The organism is Microlunatus sp. YIM B11417, from assembly GCF_059617205.1.
On record NZ_JCAMPJ010000001.1, the window covers coordinates 872,911 to 892,417 of the forward strand.

At 72.3% G+C, this 19,507-nt stretch carries 20 protein-coding genes; 6 read left to right on the forward strand and 14 right to left on the reverse strand.

Annotated elements, in window-relative coordinates; all coding sequences use genetic code 11:
* Positions 1 to 31: 31 nt before the first annotated feature.
* Genes AC6CCG_RS04445 through ypfJ form a run of 3 tightly spaced genes read left to right on the forward strand, consistent with a single transcriptional unit; the run spans position 32 to position 3,303 of the window.
* A complete protein-coding gene (locus AC6CCG_RS04445) occupies positions 32 to 1,339 on the forward strand; it encodes an extracellular solute-binding protein (protein ID WP_496653251.1) in 1,308 nt (435 codons plus the stop codon).
* The gene (locus AC6CCG_RS04450; protein ID WP_496653253.1) at positions 1,339 to 2,385 is read left to right on the forward strand and encodes a mandelate racemase/muconate lactonizing enzyme family protein; all 1,047 of its coding nucleotides are present in this window, start codon (positions 1,339 to 1,341) and stop codon (positions 2,383 to 2,385) included. The genes AC6CCG_RS04445 and AC6CCG_RS04450 overlap by 1 nt, the downstream gene beginning before the upstream one ends.
* A gap of 42 nt (positions 2,386 to 2,427) precedes the next feature.
* A complete protein-coding gene (gene ypfJ / locus AC6CCG_RS04455) occupies positions 2,428 to 3,303 on the forward strand; it encodes a KPN_02809 family neutral zinc metallopeptidase (RefSeq protein ID WP_496653255.1) in 876 nt (291 codons plus the stop codon).
* 91 nt (positions 3,304 to 3,394) lie between these two features.
* On the opposite strand, the gene AC6CCG_RS04460 is transcribed toward ypfJ, so the two are convergent.
* A complete protein-coding gene (locus AC6CCG_RS04460; protein WP_496653257.1) occupies positions 3,395 to 4,234 on the reverse strand; it encodes an acyl-CoA thioester hydrolase/BAAT C-terminal domain-containing protein in 840 nt (279 codons plus the stop codon).
* Positions 4,235 to 4,356: 122 nt separating this feature from the next.
* On the opposite strand from AC6CCG_RS04460, the gene AC6CCG_RS04465 reads away from it, so the two are divergent.
* Positions 4,357 to 5,625 (forward strand): MFS transporter, encoded by a 1,269-nt coding sequence (locus AC6CCG_RS04465; protein ID WP_496653259.1) that lies wholly within the window; start codon positions 4,357 to 4,359, stop codon positions 5,623 to 5,625.
* Here AC6CCG_RS04465 and AC6CCG_RS04470 read toward each other — a convergent pair.
* Positions 5,606 to 6,493, reverse strand: coding sequence for a helix-turn-helix transcriptional regulator (locus AC6CCG_RS04470; RefSeq protein ID WP_496653261.1), 888 nt, complete (start codon positions 6,491 to 6,493; stop codon positions 5,606 to 5,608). The genes AC6CCG_RS04465 and AC6CCG_RS04470 overlap by 20 nt on opposite strands.
* A 102-nt stretch (positions 6,494 to 6,595) precedes the next feature.
* Here AC6CCG_RS04470 and AC6CCG_RS04475 point away from each other — a divergent pair, with 102 nt between their 5' ends.
* Both AC6CCG_RS04475 and AC6CCG_RS04480 read left to right on the forward strand, forming a co-directional pair.
* Positions 6,596 to 7,498, forward strand: coding sequence for a phytanoyl-CoA dioxygenase family protein (locus AC6CCG_RS04475; RefSeq protein ID WP_496653262.1), 903 nt, complete (start codon positions 6,596 to 6,598; stop codon positions 7,496 to 7,498).
* 350 nt (positions 7,499 to 7,848) lie between these two features.
* Entirely contained in the window at positions 7,849 to 8,553 is a 705-nt protein-coding gene (locus tag AC6CCG_RS04480) for a hypothetical protein (RefSeq protein WP_496653263.1), read from the forward strand.
* Here AC6CCG_RS04480 and AC6CCG_RS04485 read toward each other — a convergent pair whose 3' ends face one another.
* From AC6CCG_RS04485 to AC6CCG_RS04540, 12 genes are read right to left on the reverse strand one after another with little or no spacing between them, the layout of a single operon-like run.
* The gene (locus AC6CCG_RS04485; protein WP_496653264.1) at positions 8,554 to 9,300 is read right to left on the reverse strand and encodes a hypothetical protein; all 747 of its coding nucleotides are present in this window, start codon (positions 9,298 to 9,300) and stop codon (positions 8,554 to 8,556) included.
* A gap of 18 nt (positions 9,301 to 9,318) precedes the next feature.
* Positions 9,319 to 9,765, reverse strand: a complete 447-nt coding sequence (locus tag AC6CCG_RS04490; RefSeq protein WP_496653266.1) for a hypothetical protein — start codon at positions 9,763 to 9,765, stop codon at positions 9,319 to 9,321.
* Between the two features lies 1 nt (position 9,766).
* Positions 9,767 to 10,777 (reverse strand): PASTA domain-containing protein, encoded by a 1,011-nt coding sequence (locus AC6CCG_RS04495; RefSeq protein WP_496653268.1) that lies wholly within the window; start codon positions 10,775 to 10,777, stop codon positions 9,767 to 9,769.
* Between the two features lies 1 nt (position 10,778).
* A complete protein-coding gene (locus AC6CCG_RS04500) occupies positions 10,779 to 11,780 on the reverse strand; it encodes a PASTA domain-containing protein (protein WP_496653269.1) in 1,002 nt (333 codons plus the stop codon).
* Positions 11,777 to 12,289, reverse strand: a complete 513-nt coding sequence (locus AC6CCG_RS04505) for a phage tail protein (RefSeq protein WP_496653271.1) — start codon at positions 12,287 to 12,289, stop codon at positions 11,777 to 11,779. The genes AC6CCG_RS04500 and AC6CCG_RS04505 overlap by 4 nt, the downstream gene beginning before the upstream one ends.
* The gene (locus AC6CCG_RS04510) at positions 12,270 to 14,861 is read right to left on the reverse strand and encodes a putative baseplate assembly protein (RefSeq protein ID WP_496653272.1); all 2,592 of its coding nucleotides are present in this window, start codon (positions 14,859 to 14,861) and stop codon (positions 12,270 to 12,272) included. Before AC6CCG_RS04510 ends, AC6CCG_RS04505 begins: the two co-directional genes overlap by 20 nt.
* Positions 14,858 to 15,310, reverse strand: coding sequence for a GPW/gp25 family protein (locus AC6CCG_RS04515; protein ID WP_496653273.1), 453 nt, complete (start codon positions 15,308 to 15,310; stop codon positions 14,858 to 14,860). Before AC6CCG_RS04515 ends, AC6CCG_RS04510 begins: the two co-directional genes overlap by 4 nt.
* On the reverse strand, positions 15,307 to 15,645 hold the full coding sequence (locus AC6CCG_RS04520; protein WP_496653274.1) for a hypothetical protein: 339 nt from the start codon (positions 15,643 to 15,645) through the stop codon (positions 15,307 to 15,309). Before AC6CCG_RS04520 ends, AC6CCG_RS04515 begins: the two co-directional genes overlap by 4 nt.
* Positions 15,642 to 17,222 carry a phage baseplate assembly protein V gene (locus tag AC6CCG_RS04525; protein ID WP_496653275.1) on the reverse strand — a complete coding sequence of 527 codons (1,581 nt, stop codon included), beginning with the start codon at positions 17,220 to 17,222 and terminating at the stop codon, positions 15,642 to 15,644. Before AC6CCG_RS04525 ends, AC6CCG_RS04520 begins: the two co-directional genes overlap by 4 nt.
* Positions 17,219 to 17,974, reverse strand: coding sequence for a CIS tube protein (locus AC6CCG_RS04530; RefSeq protein ID WP_496653276.1), 756 nt, complete (start codon positions 17,972 to 17,974; stop codon positions 17,219 to 17,221). The genes AC6CCG_RS04525 and AC6CCG_RS04530 overlap by 4 nt, the downstream gene beginning before the upstream one ends.
* Entirely contained in the window at positions 17,974 to 19,062 is a 1,089-nt protein-coding gene (locus AC6CCG_RS04535) for a hypothetical protein (RefSeq protein WP_496653277.1), read from the reverse strand. The genes AC6CCG_RS04530 and AC6CCG_RS04535 overlap by 1 nt, the downstream gene beginning before the upstream one ends.
* A complete protein-coding gene (locus AC6CCG_RS04540) occupies positions 19,037 to 19,507 on the reverse strand; it encodes a phage tail protein (RefSeq protein WP_496653278.1) in 471 nt (156 codons plus the stop codon). Before AC6CCG_RS04540 ends, AC6CCG_RS04535 begins: the two co-directional genes overlap by 26 nt.

A 19,507-nucleotide genomic window follows, 5' to 3' on the forward strand; every position in this document is an offset into this window, starting at 1 on the left:
CGGGCTCCGCCCGGTCGAAAGGACTCACACCATGACCAGTTCAGCCTTCAGCCGCCGATCACTGCTCGGCCTCGGCGCCGCCGCCGGTGCGGGCCTGCTCGGCGGTTCCCTGACCGCCTGCAGCGGCGGCCCGTCCGGCGGTGACGGTACGTTCTCCTTCCTCACCTGGGATGCCGCCTCGGGCTCGCCGCTGGCCAACGTGGCCACGAAGTGGGCCGAGCAGGCCGGCACCCAGTTGGACCTGCAGAACGTGCCCGGCGGCGACGACTTCGAGGCGAAGCTGCGCACCGTGCTGGCCTCCGGGGCACCGCCCGAGTTGATCAGGATCAACGACGACTACGTCAAGGGCTATTACGCGGAAGGCTCGTTGCTCGACCTGAAGCCGTACCTGGAGAAGGACGGGATCAAGGACGCCGACTACTACTCGGTGGCGTTCAACTTCGCCAAGCAGCCCGACGGTGCCCATGCGGCCTGGCCGATCATGACCAACCCGGGCGTGATCTACGTCAACGTGGACGCGTTCGAGGAGGCCGGGATCGACCTGCCCAGCACGGACTGGGCGGACGACGGCTGGACCTGGGACGACTTCCTCGCGGCGGCCAAGGAGCTGAACCGGCCCGGCGAGCGCTTCGGCTGCCTGGTCTTCCCGGACACCTCGCTGGAGACGGTCTTCCCGACCAGCAACGGCGGCGACGGCATCTACTCCAAGGACGGCACCCGGTTCACGCTGGCCGAGGATCAAGGTCTCGAGGCGGTCCAGTGGGTCGCCGATCTTGCGCTGAAGCACAAGGTGCATCCGGACTTCGCGACGATCACCGCCGGCGAGAACACGCCGAACTGGCAGCAGAGCCAGCTCGGCACCGGCAAGGTCGGGATGATGCTGGCGCTGACCAGCAGCGTGCCGTGGCTGCGCGAGAACGCGACGGTCAACTGGGACATCCGGCCGGTGCCGAAGAAGGTCAGCCGGACCACGGTGAACACGATGACGGTGCTCGCGATCCCCAAGGATTCCAAGAATCCGGACCAGGCGTGGGAGTTCCTCAAGTACTGCGTCGGGGAGGAGGCGTCGGCCGACTTCGCGAAGTCGCGCGGCTTCATCCCGGTGAGCAAGAGCGCCGGCGGGCTGTTCGAGCCGGACGACAAGGCGCCGGAGAACCTGCCGGTCGCGATCGAGGCGCTGGAGCACGCGGTGAACGAGAACTTCAGCGAATACATCCAGCAGGCACGCGGCGTCTACCGGCCGGTGCTGGACGACGTCTGGAGCGGCAAGCGCACGGCGGCCGAGGCACTCGGCGGCGTCCGTGATCAGGTGAACGCGATCCTGGCCGGGGAGGGCTGATGAAGATCACCAAGGTCGAGGTGTCGATCACCTCGGAGGCGAAGGACCATCCGGTACGGGACGCGATCCAGCTGCTGGATCGCAACGGGCAGACGACCGTGACGATCGAGACCGACGAGGGTGTGTCCGGCCGGAGCCGGATCTACTTCGGCCGCGAGGAGCACTCGCCGGCCGTCCTGGCCATGATCATCGAGCGGCAGCTGGCCCCGGTGATCATCGGCGAGGACCCGGCGTTCATCCGCGGCATCCGGGACCAGCTGCGCACGCTGACCGACTACCAGGGCACGCCCGGCCTCTCCACGTTCGGGATGGCGGCGATCGACCAGGCGCTCTGGGATCTGCAGGGCAAGGCGCTCGGGGTCCCGGTCTGGCGCCTGCTCGGCGCGCAGCGTTCGGCGATCCCGACGTACGCGATGGTGGGCTGGCTGGAGCTGGACATCCCCGGCCTGGAGCGGGTCAGCGCGAAGGCGATGGAGCAGGGCTTCCGCGGCGTCAAGGTGAAGGTCGGCGGCGGCCCGCTGAGCGAGGACCTGGAGCGGGTCGGTGCCGTGCGCAAGGTGATCGGCGACGACGCGGCGCTGATGGTCGACGCCAACCAGGCGTTCGACTACGGCGAGGCGTTGCGCCGCGGCCGGGCGTACGAGCAGTTGGGCTGCCGCTGGTTCGAGGAGCCGCTGCCCGCCGCGGACACCGCCGGGCACATCCGGCTGGCCGAGAAGCTGGACCTGCCGATCGCGACCGGTGAGAACCGCTACGGGCAGGCCGCCTTCCGCGACCTGATCGAGCGCGGCGGGGTCGGCGTGGTGCAGCCCGACCTGCGCCGGGCCGGCGGCGTCACGGACTGCTTCGAGATCGGCCTGATGGCGGCCGGGTTCAACATCCCGTACGCCTCGCACGGCGGCGGCGCGCACATCCACGTCCTGGCCGCGCTGCCGAACACGATCTACGTGGAGAGCGGCCTGCTGCCCGAGGACAGCCCGATCTCCCTGGTCGACGGCTGCTACCCGCTGCCCGACAAACCCGGGCTGGCCGGCTGGAACGACTGAACGATCCACGATCAGGTCGCCGGAAAGCCGTACGCTCTCGTCATGACGTTCCGAAGTGACGGTCCGCTGGACACCGGCGGGGTGTCCGGCCGCGGCGGCGGCGGACGCGGCCGGGTGGCGATCGGCGGCGGAGTCGGCCTGGTGGTCGTCGTGATCGCCGCGCTGGTCTTCGGCATCAACCCGGCCGACATCCTCGGCGGCGCCGGTGGCTTCCCGACGGAGGATGTCGGCACCGGCGGCAGCGGCAGCGACGAGATCGATCGGCAGATCCAGAGCTGCACGATCGAGAAGGCGAACACGGACACGGTGTGCCGGATCGTGGCCACCACGAACAGCCTGAACAAGGTCTGGCCCGGTCTGGTGTCGGGCTACCAGCGTCCGCAGACGGTGATCTTCGCCGGCTCGGTCGACACCGACGGCTGCGGTTCGGCGACCTCGGCGGTGGGCCCGTTCTACTGCCCGGCGGACCAGACCGCGTACTTCGACCCCAGCTTCTTCGACACCCTGCAGCAGCAGCTCGGCGGCAGCAACGGACCGCTGGCGCAGGAGTACGTGGTCGCGCACGAGTTCGGCCACCACGTGCAGCATCTGCTGGGCGCGGACCAGCAGGCCCGGCGGATGGGCTCCAAGGGCGCGAAGTCCGGCTCGGTCCGGCTGGAGCTGCAGGCCGACTGCTATGCCGGCGTCTGGGCGAACCGGGCCGACGACGGCCCCGACGCCATGCTGGAGCCGATCACCAAGGACCAGATCGCCGACGTGATCACCACCGCGAAGGCGATCGGTGACGACCGCCTCTCCGGCAGCAACTCCGACGGTTGGACCCACGGCTCCAGCACCCAACGGGTCCGCTGGTTCACCACCGGCTACGAATCCGGCGACCCGCAGACCTGCGACACCTTCGCCACCGACAACCTCTGAGTTGACGGTCCGGTGACCAATCCGGCCGGCCCGCTTCACCAGGTTTCCTGCCGCTTTACCAGAGAAGTAGCCCTGGTAAAGCGACGGTTTTTCACGGGACGTGAAAAACTGCGCCGGGCCGGCCGAGCAGGTCGATGATCTCGGGCCAGGCCTGCGCGCCGAGGGCGGCGTCCGCTGCCGGGGTGCCGCCGCGGGCCATCGCCTGACCGCCGGTGGCGATCGGCTCGCCGGGCAGGACGGTGCGGTGGCCGGCAGCCGGGGCGGAGATGATCATGGTCTCCAGGCCGGCCGAACGGCGCCGCTCGGCGATCCGGCCGGCGTGGTCGGTCGAGGGCCAGACCCGGTCGTCGCCGCCGGTCACCAGCAGCACCTGCGGGATCCGTTCCACCGGGATGGTCGCGGCGGCGCGGCGCTCGGGATCCGCGCGCTCCCAGGAGCCCCGGTAGAGGTCGCGGTAGGCGGGCGGATCGGTGTCCGGTCGCCAGTCCTCGACGAACGGGAGGTACGGCAGCGGCACGCCGGCCAGCGTCCAGTGTGAGGTCTGCCCGCCGTCCGACCGGATGCCGGCCCACAACACGTCGGTCGGCGCGAACGCGATCACCGCGTCGACCTCCGGGGTGTGCGCCGCCGTGACCAGGGCGGCCTCGGCGCCGAACGACGTACCCAGGATCACGATCCGGTCGGCGACGGTACGGAGGTCGGCGACCCGGTCCTGGAACAGCTCGACCGGCACCTCCCACGGCCCCGGCTGCTGGCCCGGTCCACCGAACCAGCGGATGCTCTCCGCCACCGCGCCCGCATGAGCGAGCAACTCGGCCCGCGCCGTCTCGACCCGCCCGCTGGACCCGGCCAGCACCAGCACCGCGGTGCCGGACGGTCGGTCCGGCGTGACCCGGACCCCGATCGGATCGGTCAGCTCGGTCGTGATCATGGCCGCAGTCTAGGAAGCCGGGTCGATCACGTTCCCTCAGTGCGCTTGGCAGCTTGAGAAACTTAGCTTAGCTATGTATCCTGGCTGTGGAATCAGACCCCGAACCTCGAAGGAGCCGCCAGGTGAGCAGGACCCATTCAGCAGCCGGGTTCAGCCAGATCCTGCGACAGCCCAAGGCCGTCTGGGCTGTCGCGTTCTCGTGTGTGATCGCGTTCATGGGGATCGGCCTGGTCGATCCGATCCTGCCCGCGATCAGCCATGAGCTCGGCGCGACGCCGTCGGAGGCGATGCTGCTGTTCACCAGCTACCTGTTGATCACCGGCCTGGCCATGTTCTTCACCAGCTTCGTGTCCAGCCGGCTCGGCGCCAAGAAGACGCTGCTGATCGGGCTGGCCCTGATCGTGATCTTCGCGGCCGCCGCCGGTGCGTCGGACGGGGTCGGGATGATCATCGGGTTCCGGGCCGGTTGGGGTCTCGGCAACGCGCTCTTCATCTCCACCGCGCTGGCCACCATCGTCGGTGCCGCCAGCGGGGGCGTGGACAACGCGATCATCCTGTACGAGGCCGCACTCGGCCTCGGCATCGCGACCGGCCCGTTGCTCGGCGGGGCCCTCGGCAGCGTGTCCTGGCGCGGCCCGTTCTTCGGCACCGCGGTGCTGATGGCGCTCGGCCTGATCGCGTTGCTGATCTTGCTCGGCCGCAGCCCGGCCAGTCCGGAGCCGGTCCGGCTGACCGCGACCTTCGCGGCGCTGCGGCACCCCGCACTGCTCACCCTCGGGATCGGCGCCCTCTTCTACAACTTCGGCTTCTTCTCCCTGCTGGCCTACAGCCCGTTCCCGCTGGAGGCGGCCGCGCACGCCGCCGGGGTGGCCGAGTTCGGTGCCCACGAGTTGGGTCTGGTCTTCTTCGGCTGGGGTCTCTGCGTCGCGGTCACCTCGGTCTTCGTGGCGCCGCCGCTGACCCGCCGGTTCGGTCGGCAGCCGGTGCTCTACGCGATGCTGGCACTGCTCGGGGCCGACCTGGTGCTGATGGCACTCGGCTCGGCCAGCCTGGTGCTGCTGGTGGTCGGCGTGATCGTCGCCGGGCTGTTCCTCGGCGTGATGAACACCGTGCTCACCGAGTCGGTGATGCTGGCCACCGACCTGCCCCGGCAGGTCGCCTCGTCGACGTACTCCGGGATCCGGTTCTTCGGCGGCGCGCTGGCGCCGGCCGTCGCCGGGACCATCGCGGCCCATCTCGGGGCCGGCGGCCCGTACTGGTTCGGTGCCGCGGCGATGATCATCGCCGTCGTGGTCTTGGTGGCCGGGCGGCGTGCGATCGGCCACATCGACCGGACCGCGCCGGAGACCGCGATCGAGGAGGCAGGAGTGCTCACCGCGGCCGACGCCTGACCGGACGGTCGGCGCCGGACATCCCGCTCGCCGCCGCGGCGGCCCGGAATTCGCGCGGCGAACTGCCGATCAGCTGCCGGAACCGGTGCGAGAAGTGCGACTCGCTGGCGAAGCCGAGCCTGGCGGCGATCTCCCGGTCGGTCTGATCACCGGCGATGATCAACTCGCAGGCCCGGTCCAGTCGCCGCTGGCTGCGATACCGGGCCGGCGTCACCCCGGCCAGCCGCCGGAACCGCTTGCGGAACCCGTCGTAGGACAGGCCGAGGGTCGCGGCGACATCGGGCAGCGAGTCGGGGTTGCCGAGGTCGGAGGCCAGCAGGGCGGTGGCCCGGGCCAGCCACAGTTGATCATCGGTGCTGCCCGGGCCGTCGGCCGTGGAAGCGGCCAGCGCGTCCGCGATCAGCAACTGCAGCCGGGCGATGTCCTGCAGCACCGCGCCGGGCGTGGTCGCCTCGTCCAGGAACACCAGCTCGGCGAACCGCCGCGTCCAGTGCTGCACCGGGGCGACATGGCGGACCGGATGGCTGTCGTCCAGCAGCCCGTTCGCCCGCCAGAGATCGAACACCGGGCCGTCGAAGACCACGTACAGGTGGTCCCAGAACTCGCCCGGCGGCGGCCCGTACCGGTGTGGCAGGTCGGGGAAGATCAAGATCAGATCGCCGGTGCCGACGTGCCGGTTCCGGCCGGTGGCGTCGACGTAGCGACCCTCGCCCGCGAGCAGGTAGACCACCGCATAGCTGCCCAGGGTCCGCAGTGGCTGGTCGGCCGGCCAGGCCTTGGTGCGGGGGACCCGACCGGTCACCGAGATCCGGCCGATCCGTGGCAGCAGCAGCGGGTGCGGGAACCGCAGCTGCGGGCCGGCGCTCATGGGAGGAAAGGGTACGTGGCGGTCGCGGGCCGTGCCAGGAACTGCAAGTGACGAGGTCAATCCGGACAACGACGGGCGCCGCGGCCGGGTTAGCGTCGTTTCATGATCAGCTCAACCGAACCGATGATCACCGCTCAGGGTGCACCGCTGGAGGTCGGGCCGCTCCGGTCCTCGGCCGACGCGGTGGACGACGCCGACGAACTGCGGGCCCGGCTGGGCACCGACGGTTACCTGTTCCTGCCCGGCTATCTCGATCGGGACGAGGTACGGGCCGCGCGCGCATCGATCCTCGGCGCGCTGGCCGACGGCGGCGCGCTGCGACCGGACACCGACCCGGACCTGGCGATCCCGGCCGAGGACTACCGGCCGTGGTCGCTGCACGAGGCGGCCCGGGACAGTGAGCCGCTGCAGGCGCTGCTGTACGGCGACCGGATGGCCGACCTGTACCACCGGATCTTCGACGCCGATGTACGGCACTTCGACTACACCTGGCTCCGTGCGGTGCCGCCCGGGAAGGCCACGCCGCCGCACATGGACAGCGTGTTCATGAACCGCGGGACGCTCGACCTGATGACCGCCTGGACCCCGCTGGGCGACATCGACCGCGCGCTCGGCGGGGTGGCGGTGCTGGAGGGCTCGCACCGGCTGGACGAGATCATCGACGGGTACGGCAGCCGGGACGTCGACACCTACTGCGAGGACGATGATCAAGCCGCCACCATCGCGGCGACCGACGGCCTGACCTGGGACGGCGTGCTGACCCGCGACCCGGCCGGCTTCGGCAGGACGCACGGACTGCGCTGGCGGACCGCCGACTACCGGGCCGGCGACCTGCTCACGTTCACGATCTTCACCGTCCACCTCGGCCTGGACAACAACGCGGACCGGATCCGGCTGTCCTCGGACTCGCGCTACCAGCGGGCCACCGAGGAGGTCGACCCGCGCTGGATCGGTCTCGACCCGACCGCGCATTCCGCCCGCAGCAAACAGGGCCTGATCTGCTGACCCCCAACCCTCGGCCGACCAGTCACCAAAGCAGCCGTTTTCGCGGCGTGTCGCTGCACAAGTGACCGGTCGATCCGGCGAGGAACCGTGACGGCTGGAGGTCCTGGGCCGGGCAGGGTACGTCGGACCGAGCAGAAGTCGGCGTACCTGAGCCGGCTGCGCTGAGTTGCGAGAACCGCCGACCGGTGGGACGCCTCCACGTCGCTCCCGCAGCGCTCCGGCGCGTCGAGCGGACGGAACAGGCGCGGTTCCCGTAGCCGAGGCTGCCCTTCGGGTCCACTCGGCGCTTCCGGCGGAGGAGTTGCGCGGGCGGGCTGGCGGCAGCGCGGGCAGGCGTGCAGCATGGGGAGATGACCGTGGAGCAGGGCCGGGCGGGTGAGGGGTCGGCGGAGTGGCTGGACCTCGGCCGGGTCCGGCCGCCGTTCTGGCGCCGGCCGTGGTTCCTGCCGGCGCTGGCGATCCTGCTGGTCGCGGCCCTGGCGGCCGGCCTGCTGCTGGCCAGGCCGCACTGGCAGGCCCGGAACCGGCAGCTCGATCAAGCTCAGGTACGGGCAGCGGTCGAGACCCTGGACCTGACCGAGCTGCAGGTCCGGCTGACCGAGGAGGCCCCACTGGCCGGCTCGCCGGACGATCGGTGCATCGCGCTGCAGGCGCCGATCGGCCGGGACCGGGACGGTGCGGTCCCGTCCGTCGAGGCGGCCGGCCGGGCCGCGGACGGGCGCGCCTGGGTCACCGTCGTCGTCCTGGTGCTGGAGTCGCCGGAGGTGGCCGGCAGCCGGTTCGGTGACGCGGGGTCGGCCCTGGTCGACGAGTCCTGCCGGGACACCCCGATCGGCCGGCTGGGCGTCGACCCGCCACCGCTGCCGGACCGCCAGCTGGCGTACGGGATCGCGTCGGGAGGCGGCGGCGGTGGTGCCGACTCCTGGTGGTACCGGGTCCGGGTGCTCCGGTTCGGCAACACGGTCAGTTTCCTGACCACCTTCGGGCCGGTCGGCTCGGCCGACGTCACGGCGCCGCTGGTCGACGCGCTGGACCGGGCACTGGCAGCGGCGTGATCAGCGACTGACGGTGACCCGGATCGCCTTGATCACGGCCGGGATCGACCCGATCAGCAGGATCAGTCCCCAGACGATCGCGATCACCGCGAAGATCACGGCGGCCAGGTCGTCGACGATGCTGACCAGCACGATCGGTACCAGGCCGTGCAGGAAGGCCAGGATCACGTTGCACAGCAGCGAGGTGAGGATCAGCAGCACCAGACCCTTGTTCTGCAGGAACCGTTGCTGGGCCAGCACCAGCAGCACCGCGAAGACGAGCTTGAGGAACATCAGCAGGGACAGCAGTACGGCCGCGTCGCCGCGCGGGAAGAAGCCCCACAGCGCGAGATAGGCGATGGTGCCGAACGGCGTGGCGAAGAACAGTGCGATCATGATCAACAGTTCGACGAAGGCGATGATCGCGAACAGGAACGCGACGATGATCAACACGATCGAGCCGATCAAGGTCAGCAGTCCCTGCAGCCGGCCGTGCAGCCGGTCCGGCACGAGCAGGCCGGCTCCCATCAGCAGCACCGTGTAGAGCATGATCACGTCGACCAGCGCGAGGTGGCCGAGGCCGCGGCCGGGCGGCTCCTCGATGCCGGAGACATCGGACGGGGTGCCGCCGCGGGCGATCGCCTCGGCCCGCAGCGCCGGGCCGGCGGCGTCGCCGCCGAGCAGCAGGGGAGAGCCGACCTCGACCAGCACGATCAGGACGGCGGCGACGATCGCCAGGATGAAGAACGGCAGTCGCAGCTTGTCCATCGTCTCGGCCCCCGATCCTCAGGACACCCGGACGACGCAGCCGCCGAGCGCGCCACAGCCGAGCTCGATCTCGGCCCCGGACTCGTCGACGGCGATCAGCAGTTCCTGTCCGGGGTCGAGGTCGGCCTCGATCCGCAGCTCCTCGGTCCGGGGTGCGGGCGCGTCGACCGCGAGTGGTTGGGCCGACCTCAGCCGGACCGTCCGCAGCGTCGCCGCATCGCCCGCCGCCACGGTCAGCGTGCAGGTCCCGGTGAAGATCAACTGGTCGCCCTCGAGGCAGCCCGAGGTCAGCTGCGAGCGGTCCACCGAGGGAGGTTCGGGACGGAGCAGCCGGAACGGACCGGCCGCCTGCTCGGTCTCGCCCGGGGTGCCGGAGCCCGAGCCGCCGGGAAGGATCATCGCGGCGACGAAGCACAGCCCGATCAAGATCAGGATCCCCAGGGCCACCTTCTGACTCGTGCTCATGTCACGGCGTCGCGATCACGTATTCGAAGACGGCGGAGCTGGGCCCGGGGTCCTTGAAGTCGTCCAGCGCGGCCACCTGCCAGCGGACCAGGCCGGTGGCCTCGGCCGGGAACCGCAGCGGCGGCGGCTTCTCGGCGCCGGGCAGCCAGGTCGGGTCGGTCACGTTGACGTTGGTGATCACCTGGAACCGGCAGTCGAAGTTGATCCCCTTGTTGCAGATCTCGCGTTCCCGCCGCACGTTGTAGCCGCCGGCGTCCGGCACCGGTTCCCATTGCAGCGGCGGCGTCTCCGTACCCGCGGGGAACTGCTGGTGGTGCGGAGGCGAGAGCGGCTTCGGCGCGGTCAGCCGCACGGTGATGATCACGTCGACGGCCGAGCCCGGCTCGGCGGCCGCCCCGGCGGCGAGCGACTGCCCGACGATCCTCCGCTCGGAGCCGGCCTGATGGCGGCGCTGGACCTGGCCGAGGGCCAGCCCGGACTCGCTCAGCCGTGCCACCGCCTCGTCCTGGGTGAGCCCGGTCAGTTCCGGTACGGCAGCCTTGGCACCCGGCCGGAACACCAACCAGCCGACCACGCCGAGGACGATGACGATCAGCGCGGCGACGGCGATCAGCCACCACGGCCTCGACTTCTTGATCATGGTCGGCGGCACGGTGCCGGTGATCCGTTCGCTGAGCCGGGAGCTCTCCTCCGGTGCGGTGTCGGCGGAGTAGACCCGGCCCTGCAGCCAGAACGGCCCGGCCGGGGTGCCGGCCGGCACCATGATCTTGGTCAGGAACGGCACCGACTTCCCGGCGGGCACCGGCAGCAGGGGTTCGCCGACGGTGAACCAGGTCTTCTGTGCGCCGTCGCCGGGCACGATCTCGAAGACGGCACGATCCTCCACGGGGCCGTTGTTGGTGACGGTGAACTGCAGTTCGCCGAGGCTGGGGCCGGGCGCTTCCGCCGTACCGGACGGCTTCAGTTCGACGCGCTCGGCTCCGCCCGCCGAGATCTGCCAGTTGGCGGCCATGTCACAACCCCTCGACCTGGTAGGCGAAGTTGCCCGATGGGGTGGCGAGCGTCCCGAAGTCGTCGATCGAGATCACCCACCAATGCACGAGGCCCGTGGCGAAGTCGGGCAGCGGGCCGGGGTCGGGCTGCCAGAAGTTCGTGGTCACGACGGTGTCGCTGAGCAGCACTTCCTCGCAGCGACGGCGACGAACGCACTGGTGGTAGGTCCGCAGCACCCGGTAGCTGCCGGCCTCCGGGACCTCCTGCCACCTCAGTTCCGGTTGCGAACCGGCCGGCAGCGTGGCCCCGTTCTCCGGGCTGACCAGCACCGGGGCCGGCACGTCGAGCGCCACCTCGAGATCCACCGCGGTGCCGACGTCGACCAGCTCGCCCGCGGCGACGGATTGGGCGACCACCTCCCGGCCGGCCCCGGCGACGTGGCGGCGTTTGACCGCGCCGACCTGGAGGCCGAGGGCGGCCAGCTGCTGCTCGGCCTGATCCTGGGCGAGCCCGGTCAGCAGTGGCAGCGAAACCTGCTGCGGCGGTGGCGGCGGCTCGTCGGGCCGGAACACCAGCCAGCCGGCGACCCCGAGCACGATGACGACCAACCCGGCCACGCCCAGCAGCCACCAGGGCTTCGGCTGCTGTACGACGCTCGCCGGCACCTCGCCGGTGACCCGATCGCTGAGCCGGGAGCCCTCCTCGGGGGCCGTGTCGGCGGAGTAGACGCGGCCCTGGATCCAGAACGGGCCGGCCGGCGTGCCGGCGGGCACGCTGACCTGGACGAGGAAGGGGACCGACCGCCCGGGCGGCACCGGCAACAACGGTTCCGGTACGACGAACCACTCCCGTCGGGCGCCGTCGCCGGCCACGATCTCCAGCACCGCCCGGTCCTCGACCGGCCCTGGATTGGTGACCGTGAACTGGAGCTCGCCGAGGCTGGGCCCGGGCGCCTCCGCCGTACCCGAGCGCGCCAGCTCCACGTTCTGCACGCCGATCGAAACCGCCCACTCGGTGGTCATGCTGGACGCTCCTCGTCCGCGAGACGGATGCGACAGGTCGTCGCCGCCGGCTTCTCGTGTTCGACGATCCGGCGGACCAGGTCCAGTTGGTCCGCGGCCGCCGTCGGCACCGTCACGACGAAATGGAACCGGGGCCGCCGCGGCTCCTCGACCACGAAGCCGCCGACGCCGGTCGCCACCTCGAGGTAGCGCCGGAGCCCGATCCGGGTGCCTCGCCACTGCGCCAGCAGCGCACCCTCGGTGACCAGGTCGCGGAGTCGGCCGACCGGCGGCACGACCGCCGGCGGGTCGCCCCGGACGACCTCGAGCGCGACCCACCCGGCGAGGAAGCCGACCAGCTCGTCGGGGGTGCGGTACGGAGCGAACAGGTCCTCCACGTCCGCCAGCAGCGCCTCGTCCGGCGCGTGCAGGTCGGCCATGATCTGGAGCAGGGTGGCCAACGGGCTGCCGGGGATCGCGGCCCGCTGGTACGCGGCCGGCAGCAGTCGTTCAATCGCCGCGGGTTGCACGGGTCACCTCGATCTGGTGGTCGCCGGAACAGAGCAGCCAGGTGTCGGGCACGGTCACCACGCCCCGGGTCTCCCGGTAGGCCGCGGCCGTCCAGGCACGGGCGTCCTGGCTGCGGTGCACGCCGCGCGGTCCGCCGGCCAGGACCTGACCGGGTGAGCCGGCGACGGCGGCGATGGACTCGACGGACTCGAAGCGGGGCCGGTCCCGCAGCGGCAGCCCGCAGTTCACGTCCGGCGCGTCCCAGGCCGGCTGCGCCGCCGTCGTGTCGATCCGCAACACTCCGCCGCTCTGGGTCGCGGCGAACCCGGCGCCGTCGGCGAACGCGAGTCCCCAGCAGGTGCCGCCGCCCCAGCCCTGGGACACCTGGTCCCAGCGAACGTCGCTCTCGAACAGCCGGGCCCGGAAGCAGCCCGGCCCGGGCCGGTTCTGGTCGGCCTCGCCACAGCCGGCCCAGAGCATGGTGGCCGGTCCGTCCAGCTGGATTTCGAGGGTACGGAGATCGACGCCGGGTAGGCCGATCATGCCGAACGTGCCGGCCTGGCCGCCCTGCACCGACAGATAGACCCCGAACTGGGCCTGGGCCGCCAGCGCCACTCCGACCGTGCCCCGTTCCGAGACGCAGGTCCGGACGGCGGAGAAGCCGCGGTCGGGATCGGACGGCTCGACCACCACCTGCAGCGGTACGGAACCACGCAGCACCGGGAGCTCGTACAGCCCGACGTCGGTCGCCAGCAGCAGGGTCGGGGTGCCGCCGCGGTCGATCCAGGCCAGGTCGGACACCCCCGCCTGCAGTTCGGCGAGCCGGTGCCAGGTCTCGCCGAGGTCGGTGGACAGGTGGACCCCGGAACCGCCCCCGTCGCTGCGCCGGGTGACCACCGCGACCCAGCCCGGGCGGCCGACCATGCCGGCCCGGACCGGTGCCGGGGCCGGCAGCACCCGCCGGGCCTCCTCGCCGGGGAACCGGCCGGCCGGCTCCCAACCGGCGCCGTCGTTGGTCGACCGGAACACCACCTCGCCGCACGCCGCGTACCAGGTGTCGGCCTGGCTCGGGTCCGCGGCGAGGGCCCGGACCCGCTGATCCGGTGCCTCCTCGACGACGAACCGGACGTCGTCGACGTAGCGGACGCCCGGCTCGGCCTGCTCCAGCAGCCGGTAGACGTTGGACGCCCGGAGCGGCTCGCCGAACGGCCAGCCGCCCGGGTTCAGCGGGGTCGGCAGCGGACTGAGCGTCTGCTGCAGCCGGTCCAGCACCCGGACCCGGACCGCGTCCGGATCCTCCTCGGGGCGAACGATCACCCGGGCCAGCACCGAGACGGTCTTGTAGCGCGCCCAGGACGCGACGCAGGAGGTGCCGAGCGCGCGCCGGTCGTTCAGCTCCTGCTCGGTGCGCTGCCGCGCCTCGGGCACCTGGTGGTCGGCGAGCACCTGCGCGGGCAGCCGCCAGCCGGGCCGGGCCTCGTCGCCGACGTGCGGGACCAGGACCACCTCGACCTCGCCGGCCGGGGCGAAGGACCAGGAGGCGGACCGGGTGAAGGCCTTGGCCCGGGCGACCGAGCCGGAGCCGGCGGTCGCCAGCAGTTCGAAGTCGCGCGCGGTGACGGCCCGCCGCAGGGAGAAGAAGTCGTGCGAGCCCCGGGCCATCACCGAGTCGATCGACTCCAGGTCGCGGCCGCCGCGGGCCGGCTTCGGCTGGCTCACCCGCAGCCCCGGCAGCGGGTCGCGCAGGGTGGTCAGGGCACCGGCGGCGACGTTGCCGGCGGAACCGCCGCCGCTGCGGTACCAGAGCCGGATCTCCTTGCCTGGTTGGGGTACGGCGGCCAGCGTGATCAACTCGGGCCGGGTCCGCGGCCGCAGGTCGAGGGCCGGGGCGAACGTGATCGTGCCCGACGCGCGGTCGAGGACGTACGCCTTCGCGGTCGGGCCCAGCCCGGCGAAGCTCGGCACCTGCTGCCAGATCTCGAACGACCGGCCGTCGTGCTCGCGGGCGGTCGCGCCCTCGGCCAGCGAGTCCCGGTCCGCCTCGACGCCGAGCAGCAGGTCGACCGGCTCGGCGGTCGTCACGATCGGCGCCTGGCCGGCCTGGCAGCGCTGGCCGGGCTGGCCGGTGCCGATGCCGAGCAGTTCGCCGTTCTGCGGCAGACAGTGGTGCGCCCGGACCACGATCTCGGCAGCGCCCTCGGCCAGCACCGCGGTGTCCGTGGTGACGAACACCACCGGCTCCGCCCCGGAACCGCGGGCGGCGGCGATCCGGGTCCCGGCCGGGATCGTGAGCGGCCCGGTCGGCGCGCCCGCCTCGAGCCGGGCGAAGGTGAGGTCGACCCAGGCGGCGGACGGCGGGTGCCGGCTGACGCCGAGCAGGTTCAGGAAGGCCACGTACGCCTTCTCCGGCAGCCGGTTGACCCGGTAGATCATGATCTCGGTCAGGTACGCGAATGCCTCGACCAGCGCCATCCCGGGATCGTGCACGGACAGGTCGGTCCAGTCCGGCGAACTCTGCCGGATCCGCTCGCGGGCGGCCGTCACCAGGTCGATGAACCGGCGGTCGTCGAGGTTCGGCACCGGAAGGGTCACTGGTCCGCCTCCTTCGGTTCCCCGCCCACGGCCAGGTCGAGCGGATAGACGAGTTCCGCCGTGGCCAGGCTGGCCCGGACCCGGTAGCGAAGCCGGATGTCCAGCCGGCTCGGCTCGTCCGGTGCCGCGGCGGCGTCGACCTCGATCACCTGGACCCGCGGTTCCCACCGTTCGACGGCCTGCCGGACGTAGTGGATCGCCAGGCCGGCGGTGGTCTGGTCGTTCGGCGCGAAGAGCAGCCGGTGCAGGTGCGAGCCGTACTGCGGGCGCATCAGCCGCTCGCCCGGGGTGGTGGTCAGCAGCAGCAGGATGGCCTGCCGGATCGACTCGTCGCCGTCGATCATGGCGACGCCGCCGGTCGCGGTCACCGTGAGCCCGAGCGCCCCGGCCCAACCGCCGGCGCCGGCGAACCTGAAGGCACGGTTGCCCGTGACCTGGGCGGGGCTCATCGGTCCGCGTCCACGAACGGTTGGGCGGGGTCCCGGACGACGTAGTGCACGGTGCCGGGCACCGTGCCGTCGGTCAGGCCGTCCAGGTGGTCCAGCACGACCCGCCGGCCGTCGATCCGGATCCAGTCGCTGTAGCCGCGCGCCACCACCAGAGTGGTGGCGCACGGCTTCATGGTCGGCCCGGCGTTGGGGCAGGCGATGATCTTGCGGCCCTCGGGATCATGATCGACGAGCACCGGGGCGGACTCGACGGTCAGCCAGTGCTGGCTGGGCACGTTCCGCACCTGGCCGTCGTGGTCGCAGTGGATGATCGACTTCTCGGTGATCAACTTCATCGTCCGTCCTCCTCGACCGGGTAGACGTCGGCGGTACCTGCCGCCTGCTGGAAGTCGATCTTGTTCGCGCGTACGGTGAGCGTCCGGCCCGGCGCCTCGATCACCAGGTCGGCGGTCTCCGCGTGCAGCCGGACCAGCTCCGGCCGCAGCTCGACGAAGCTGCCGGCCCGGTCGGCCACCCGGAGCCGCTGCCGGCCGTCGTCGAGCATGATCGACAACCCGTCCGGGGTTCGGGTGGACCAGCGGCGGACCCGGCCGTCGACCACACCGGACTCGGGCGGCCGGACGGTCCCGTACAGGCCGCCGAGCACGACGCCGGCGGTCGGCTCGCCGTGCGGCAGGGCGATCAGCACGGTGTCGTCGACGTCGGGCAGCACGACGGTGCCCTTGTCCGGCCCGGCGCCGGGGCAGGCGACGGCCAGCCAGCCCGCGTCCAGGTCCCCGTAGGAGGGCAGTGAGATGCGGACCCGGCCGCAGCCGTCCGGGTCGTCCACGGCGGTGACCAGGCCGATCGTGATCATGCTCGAGGCGGTCCGCGCCGGCGGCACCGGTGGCCGGGTGCCGAACGCGGTCCGGTAGCCGGTCGCGTCCACGGTGTGCACCGCCTCGGTGACGACATAGCTGCCGCAGAAGGGATCCGCGACTCCGTCCAGCTCGAGCCGGCGGCCGGGCCGGAGCCGGGCGTCGCCGTCCGCGACGCCGTCGATGATCACCGCGCCGGCCGCGGCCCGGTCCAGGCCGGACTGGGCCAGCCCGGCCAGCTGGTCGGCGCTGTGACCCGGCTGGTCGACCAGGAACCGGTCGCCCTCGACGCCGACGTCGGCCAGCCGCGGGGTGAAGTCGATCATGGGTTCGGACCGCGGCGTGCCGGCCTCCTCGCGGTACGCCTCGGCCCGCTGCGGGTGCCAGCCGAACGCGGTGACCCGATCTCCGAGCCGGTCCAGATTGGCCTCGATCCGTACCTCGTGCAGGTTCTTGCCGAGCACCAGCGTCGCCTCGGCCGCGTCGTCGCCGGCCAGCGAGACCAGCCGCAGGTCGCCGCCGTCGATCACCGGGTGCAACCCGGACCGGCCGGCCAGCTCGGTCAGCAGATCAAGATCGTTCTGCCGGTGCTGCAGGACCCGGTCGTGCTCCGGGCCGGGGTCGTCGGCGACCACGGCAAGATCGAGATCGGCGGTCAGCGCGGTCGCCAGCGCGGCCGCGGTGACCGCCTCGAACACCCGCAGCTGCTGGCGTTTCCGCAACCGGTGCAGCAGGTCGTAGCCGCGGACCCGGAGGATCGCCTCGCCGTCCGGGCTGTGCGCCAGCTCGACGCAGGTCACCTCACCGTCGAACAGCGGCTCGTCCTGGCCGGCCACCCCGATCCGGATCGCCGACCCGATCGGCGCCGCGTCGAACTCCGCCGCCGCGCCGGGCGCCGTGACCAGGCCGAACTCCGCCTGGGCCGGCTGACCCAGCCGCCCGGCCACCCGGACCGAGACCAGCCGCATGATCGACTCGGCCGGCAGCGACCGGCCGTTCACCGTCACCTCGACCGCCGGGATCGCGCTGCTGTGGCTCATCGTGGGGTGGCTCATCGGGCCGCTCCGGCGTCCGGCGGCACGGTGAGCACCGTGCCGGGTTCGATCCGCAGCGGGTCGGCGATCTCGTTGTAGTCGGTGAGCAGCCGCCACAGGAACGGGCTGCCCAGGCTGTCACAGGCCAGCGTGTCCGGCCGGACGCCGGCGAACCCGCCGTCGCTCTCGGTCCCGCCGTCGCCGACCGCCCGCAGCGCGTCGCCGGGCAGCACGTCGCCGCTCTGCCGGGTGCGCTCGCCCGGCGGCAGCGCGTTGGCCAGCTCGTCCTCGAACGACTCCTGGGCCGCGGCCGCCGACTCGGCCACCCGGACCAGCTTCAGCCGCAGCCAGGACCGCTGCGGCGCCCCGACCGGGTCGAACACGTCGAACCGTTCCGCGACGGCGACGATCACGCCCGGCACGTTCCAGGTCTTGCCCCAGACCAGGCGGACCAGCGGCGGTCGTACCGAACCGGACTCCTCGGCCGAGTTCTCCGCCAGCAGCCAGAGCCGCCGGGTGAGGGTACGGACATCTGCCGGCCGGGTCGCCGGCTCCACGAAGTCGACGTCGAAGAGGAGGTCCAGCACCAGCGAGGTGCGGCCGCCGCCGGTGAACTGGAGCGGGTCGTCGGCCTGCCCGGACCCGACCAGGCGGCCGCTCGCCGTACCCCGGGGCCGGACACCGGCCAGTCGGGTCACCTCGAACGACTCGGGGTTGAGCAGACAGTCGATCCGCTCCCCGGTCTCCTCGACCAGAAACGCCACCCGCTCCATCAGCCACCCCGCTGTTCGTCGTCCAGTCGGGCGATCCGGGCCGCCGAGAACTCCGGCCGGGCCGGTTGCCAGAGATCGGCTCCGAGCAGTCGGTCCGGGTCCGCCAGCTCCGGCCACCGCCCCTGCACCGGAACGCTCTCCGGTACGTCAGCCGACCGGCCCCACACCGTCGCTGCCGGGCCCTGAGCCTGGCGAAGGGCCGACCAATCCGGCAGCCGGCCAAGATCAACTCCGGCCCGCTCCGTCCCCGCAGCCGGTCGGAGGGCGGGCCCGTCGGCAGCCGTTCCCTGGGCCGCCCTCTCCGTCCCCTGAGCCCGCGCTTCCGTCCCCTGAGCCTGTCGAAGGGCGGACCCTTCCTCTCGCGGGGTCGCGGGTGGCTGGAAGCGCCGGCCGGCCGGGGATCCCGCGGGCTGCCCGTCGCCAGGCTCGGGGGATGGACGGATGGGCCGCTCCGGAGCGGGGTCGCGCTGCGGATCCGGCCGCCGGCGATCCGGGACGGCTCGTGATCTCGACGGCGTGACCGGCCGGCCGCGCCCCCAGCGGTCGGTCGGCACCGCCGGTCGCCCCACGATCCCGACCGGCCCCCCAGACGGTCCGGGATCGATGCGCCGCGCCAGGTGGCGCAGAGTTTCCTTGGCGGCAAGGGAGATCGAGGTCACGAGCCGCCGCGGAACGCCGGCGGCCGGAGCCGGTGCGGGCGCCGGAGCGGTGCTGTCCAGGGCAGGGCCGGCCGGGCTGGTCGGAGAGATCGAGGGATCGCTGCCGACCGGCGCGATCGGAGCGAGTGGTTCGGGCCGGGGCCGCTGCCAGCCGGCCGCGCGGGATCGGCCGCCGGGCGCGCCGAGGTCAGCGAGCAGTTGCGGCGCCCGCTCCCGGACGACCGCCAGCCAGTGCTCCGGCGGTCCGTCCGGTCCGTCCGTCCGGTCCGGCGGCGCGACCGGAGCGGGCTCGGCCGACAGGCGGACGGAGGCACGCCCGGCCGCCCCGGCGAGTCGCTGCAGCCAGCGGGCCAGCCAGTCCGAGACCCTGCGTCGCCAGTGCCGGGTCGCCGGATCACCGTGCTCAGCCGGCCGGGGTCGCGCTGCCATTCGGTCCCACCCGTTCGATGCCCTCGTGCGCCAGCACCAGCGACTCGACGGCCAACTCGCGGCTCATCGCGTCCAGCGGCGCCCCGTACCAGGCCTCCGGCCAGGCGTTGGCCAGGTTCCAGCGGAGCACCTCGGTGGTGCCGCTCGGGTCGAGCATGACGATCGACGGGTTGCGCCGGCTGACCTTGCCGATCGACAGCCACTGCCACAGCTCGGTCGAGTCGGTCAGCCCGTACCGCAGCGTGACCGACGGATAGGTGACCCGGCCGGGGATCGCCCGGACGATCGCGTTGGTGCCGGCCTCCCGGTAGGAGATCCGCTCGATCTGGACGCCCAGCCCGGTGACCTCGGTGAAGTGGCCCTCGGTGACGCCGTTGATCAACAGCTTGAAGTTGTACGCCCGGTAGGGATCCACCGAGACGCCCGGCTGATTCTCCAGCGGCAT

Excerpts from the sequence above, each read along its gene's own strand:
- AC6CCG_RS04515 (WP_496653273.1), bottom strand. The coding sequence starts at position 15,310 with ATGAGCCCCGCCCAGGTCACGGGCAACCGTGCCTTCAGGTTCGCCGGC.
- AC6CCG_RS04535 (WP_496653277.1), bottom strand. The coding sequence starts at position 19,062 with ATGGCAGCGCGACCCCGGCCGGCTGAGCACGGTGATCCGGCGACCCGG.
- AC6CCG_RS04500 (WP_496653269.1), bottom strand. The coding sequence starts at position 11,780 with ATGACCACCGAGTGGGCGGTTTCGATCGGCGTGCAGAACGTGGAGCTG.
- AC6CCG_RS04470 (WP_496653261.1), bottom strand. The coding sequence starts at position 6,493 with ATGAGCGCCGGCCCGCAGCTGCGGTTCCCGCACCCGCTGCTGCTGCCA.
- AC6CCG_RS04540 (WP_496653278.1), bottom strand. The coding sequence starts at position 19,507 with ATGCCGCTGGAGAATCAGCCGGGCGTCTCGGTGGATCCCTACCGGGCG.
- ypfJ (WP_496653255.1), top strand. The coding sequence starts at position 2,428 with ATGACGTTCCGAAGTGACGGTCCGCTGGACACCGGCGGGGTGTCCGGC.
- AC6CCG_RS04525 (WP_496653275.1), bottom strand. The coding sequence starts at position 17,222 with ATGAGCCACCCCACGATGAGCCACAGCAGCGCGATCCCGGCGGTCGAG.
- AC6CCG_RS04460 (WP_496653257.1), bottom strand. The coding sequence starts at position 4,234 with ATGATCACGACCGAGCTGACCGATCCGATCGGGGTCCGGGTCACGCCG.
- AC6CCG_RS04480 (WP_496653263.1), top strand. The coding sequence starts at position 7,849 with ATGACCGTGGAGCAGGGCCGGGCGGGTGAGGGGTCGGCGGAGTGGCTG.
- AC6CCG_RS04445 (WP_496653251.1), top strand. The coding sequence starts at position 32 with ATGACCAGTTCAGCCTTCAGCCGCCGATCACTGCTCGGCCTCGGCGCC.
- AC6CCG_RS04450 (WP_496653253.1), top strand. The coding sequence starts at position 1,339 with ATGAAGATCACCAAGGTCGAGGTGTCGATCACCTCGGAGGCGAAGGAC.
- AC6CCG_RS04495 (WP_496653268.1), bottom strand. The coding sequence starts at position 10,777 with ATGGCCGCCAACTGGCAGATCTCGGCGGGCGGAGCCGAGCGCGTCGAA.
- AC6CCG_RS04490 (WP_496653266.1), bottom strand. The coding sequence starts at position 9,765 with ATGAGCACGAGTCAGAAGGTGGCCCTGGGGATCCTGATCTTGATCGGG.
- AC6CCG_RS04530 (WP_496653276.1), bottom strand. The coding sequence starts at position 17,974 with ATGGAGCGGGTGGCGTTTCTGGTCGAGGAGACCGGGGAGCGGATCGAC.
- AC6CCG_RS04475 (WP_496653262.1), top strand. The coding sequence starts at position 6,596 with ATGATCAGCTCAACCGAACCGATGATCACCGCTCAGGGTGCACCGCTG.
- AC6CCG_RS04520 (WP_496653274.1), bottom strand. The coding sequence starts at position 15,645 with ATGAAGTTGATCACCGAGAAGTCGATCATCCACTGCGACCACGACGGC.
- AC6CCG_RS04485 (WP_496653264.1), bottom strand. The coding sequence starts at position 9,300 with ATGGACAAGCTGCGACTGCCGTTCTTCATCCTGGCGATCGTCGCCGCC.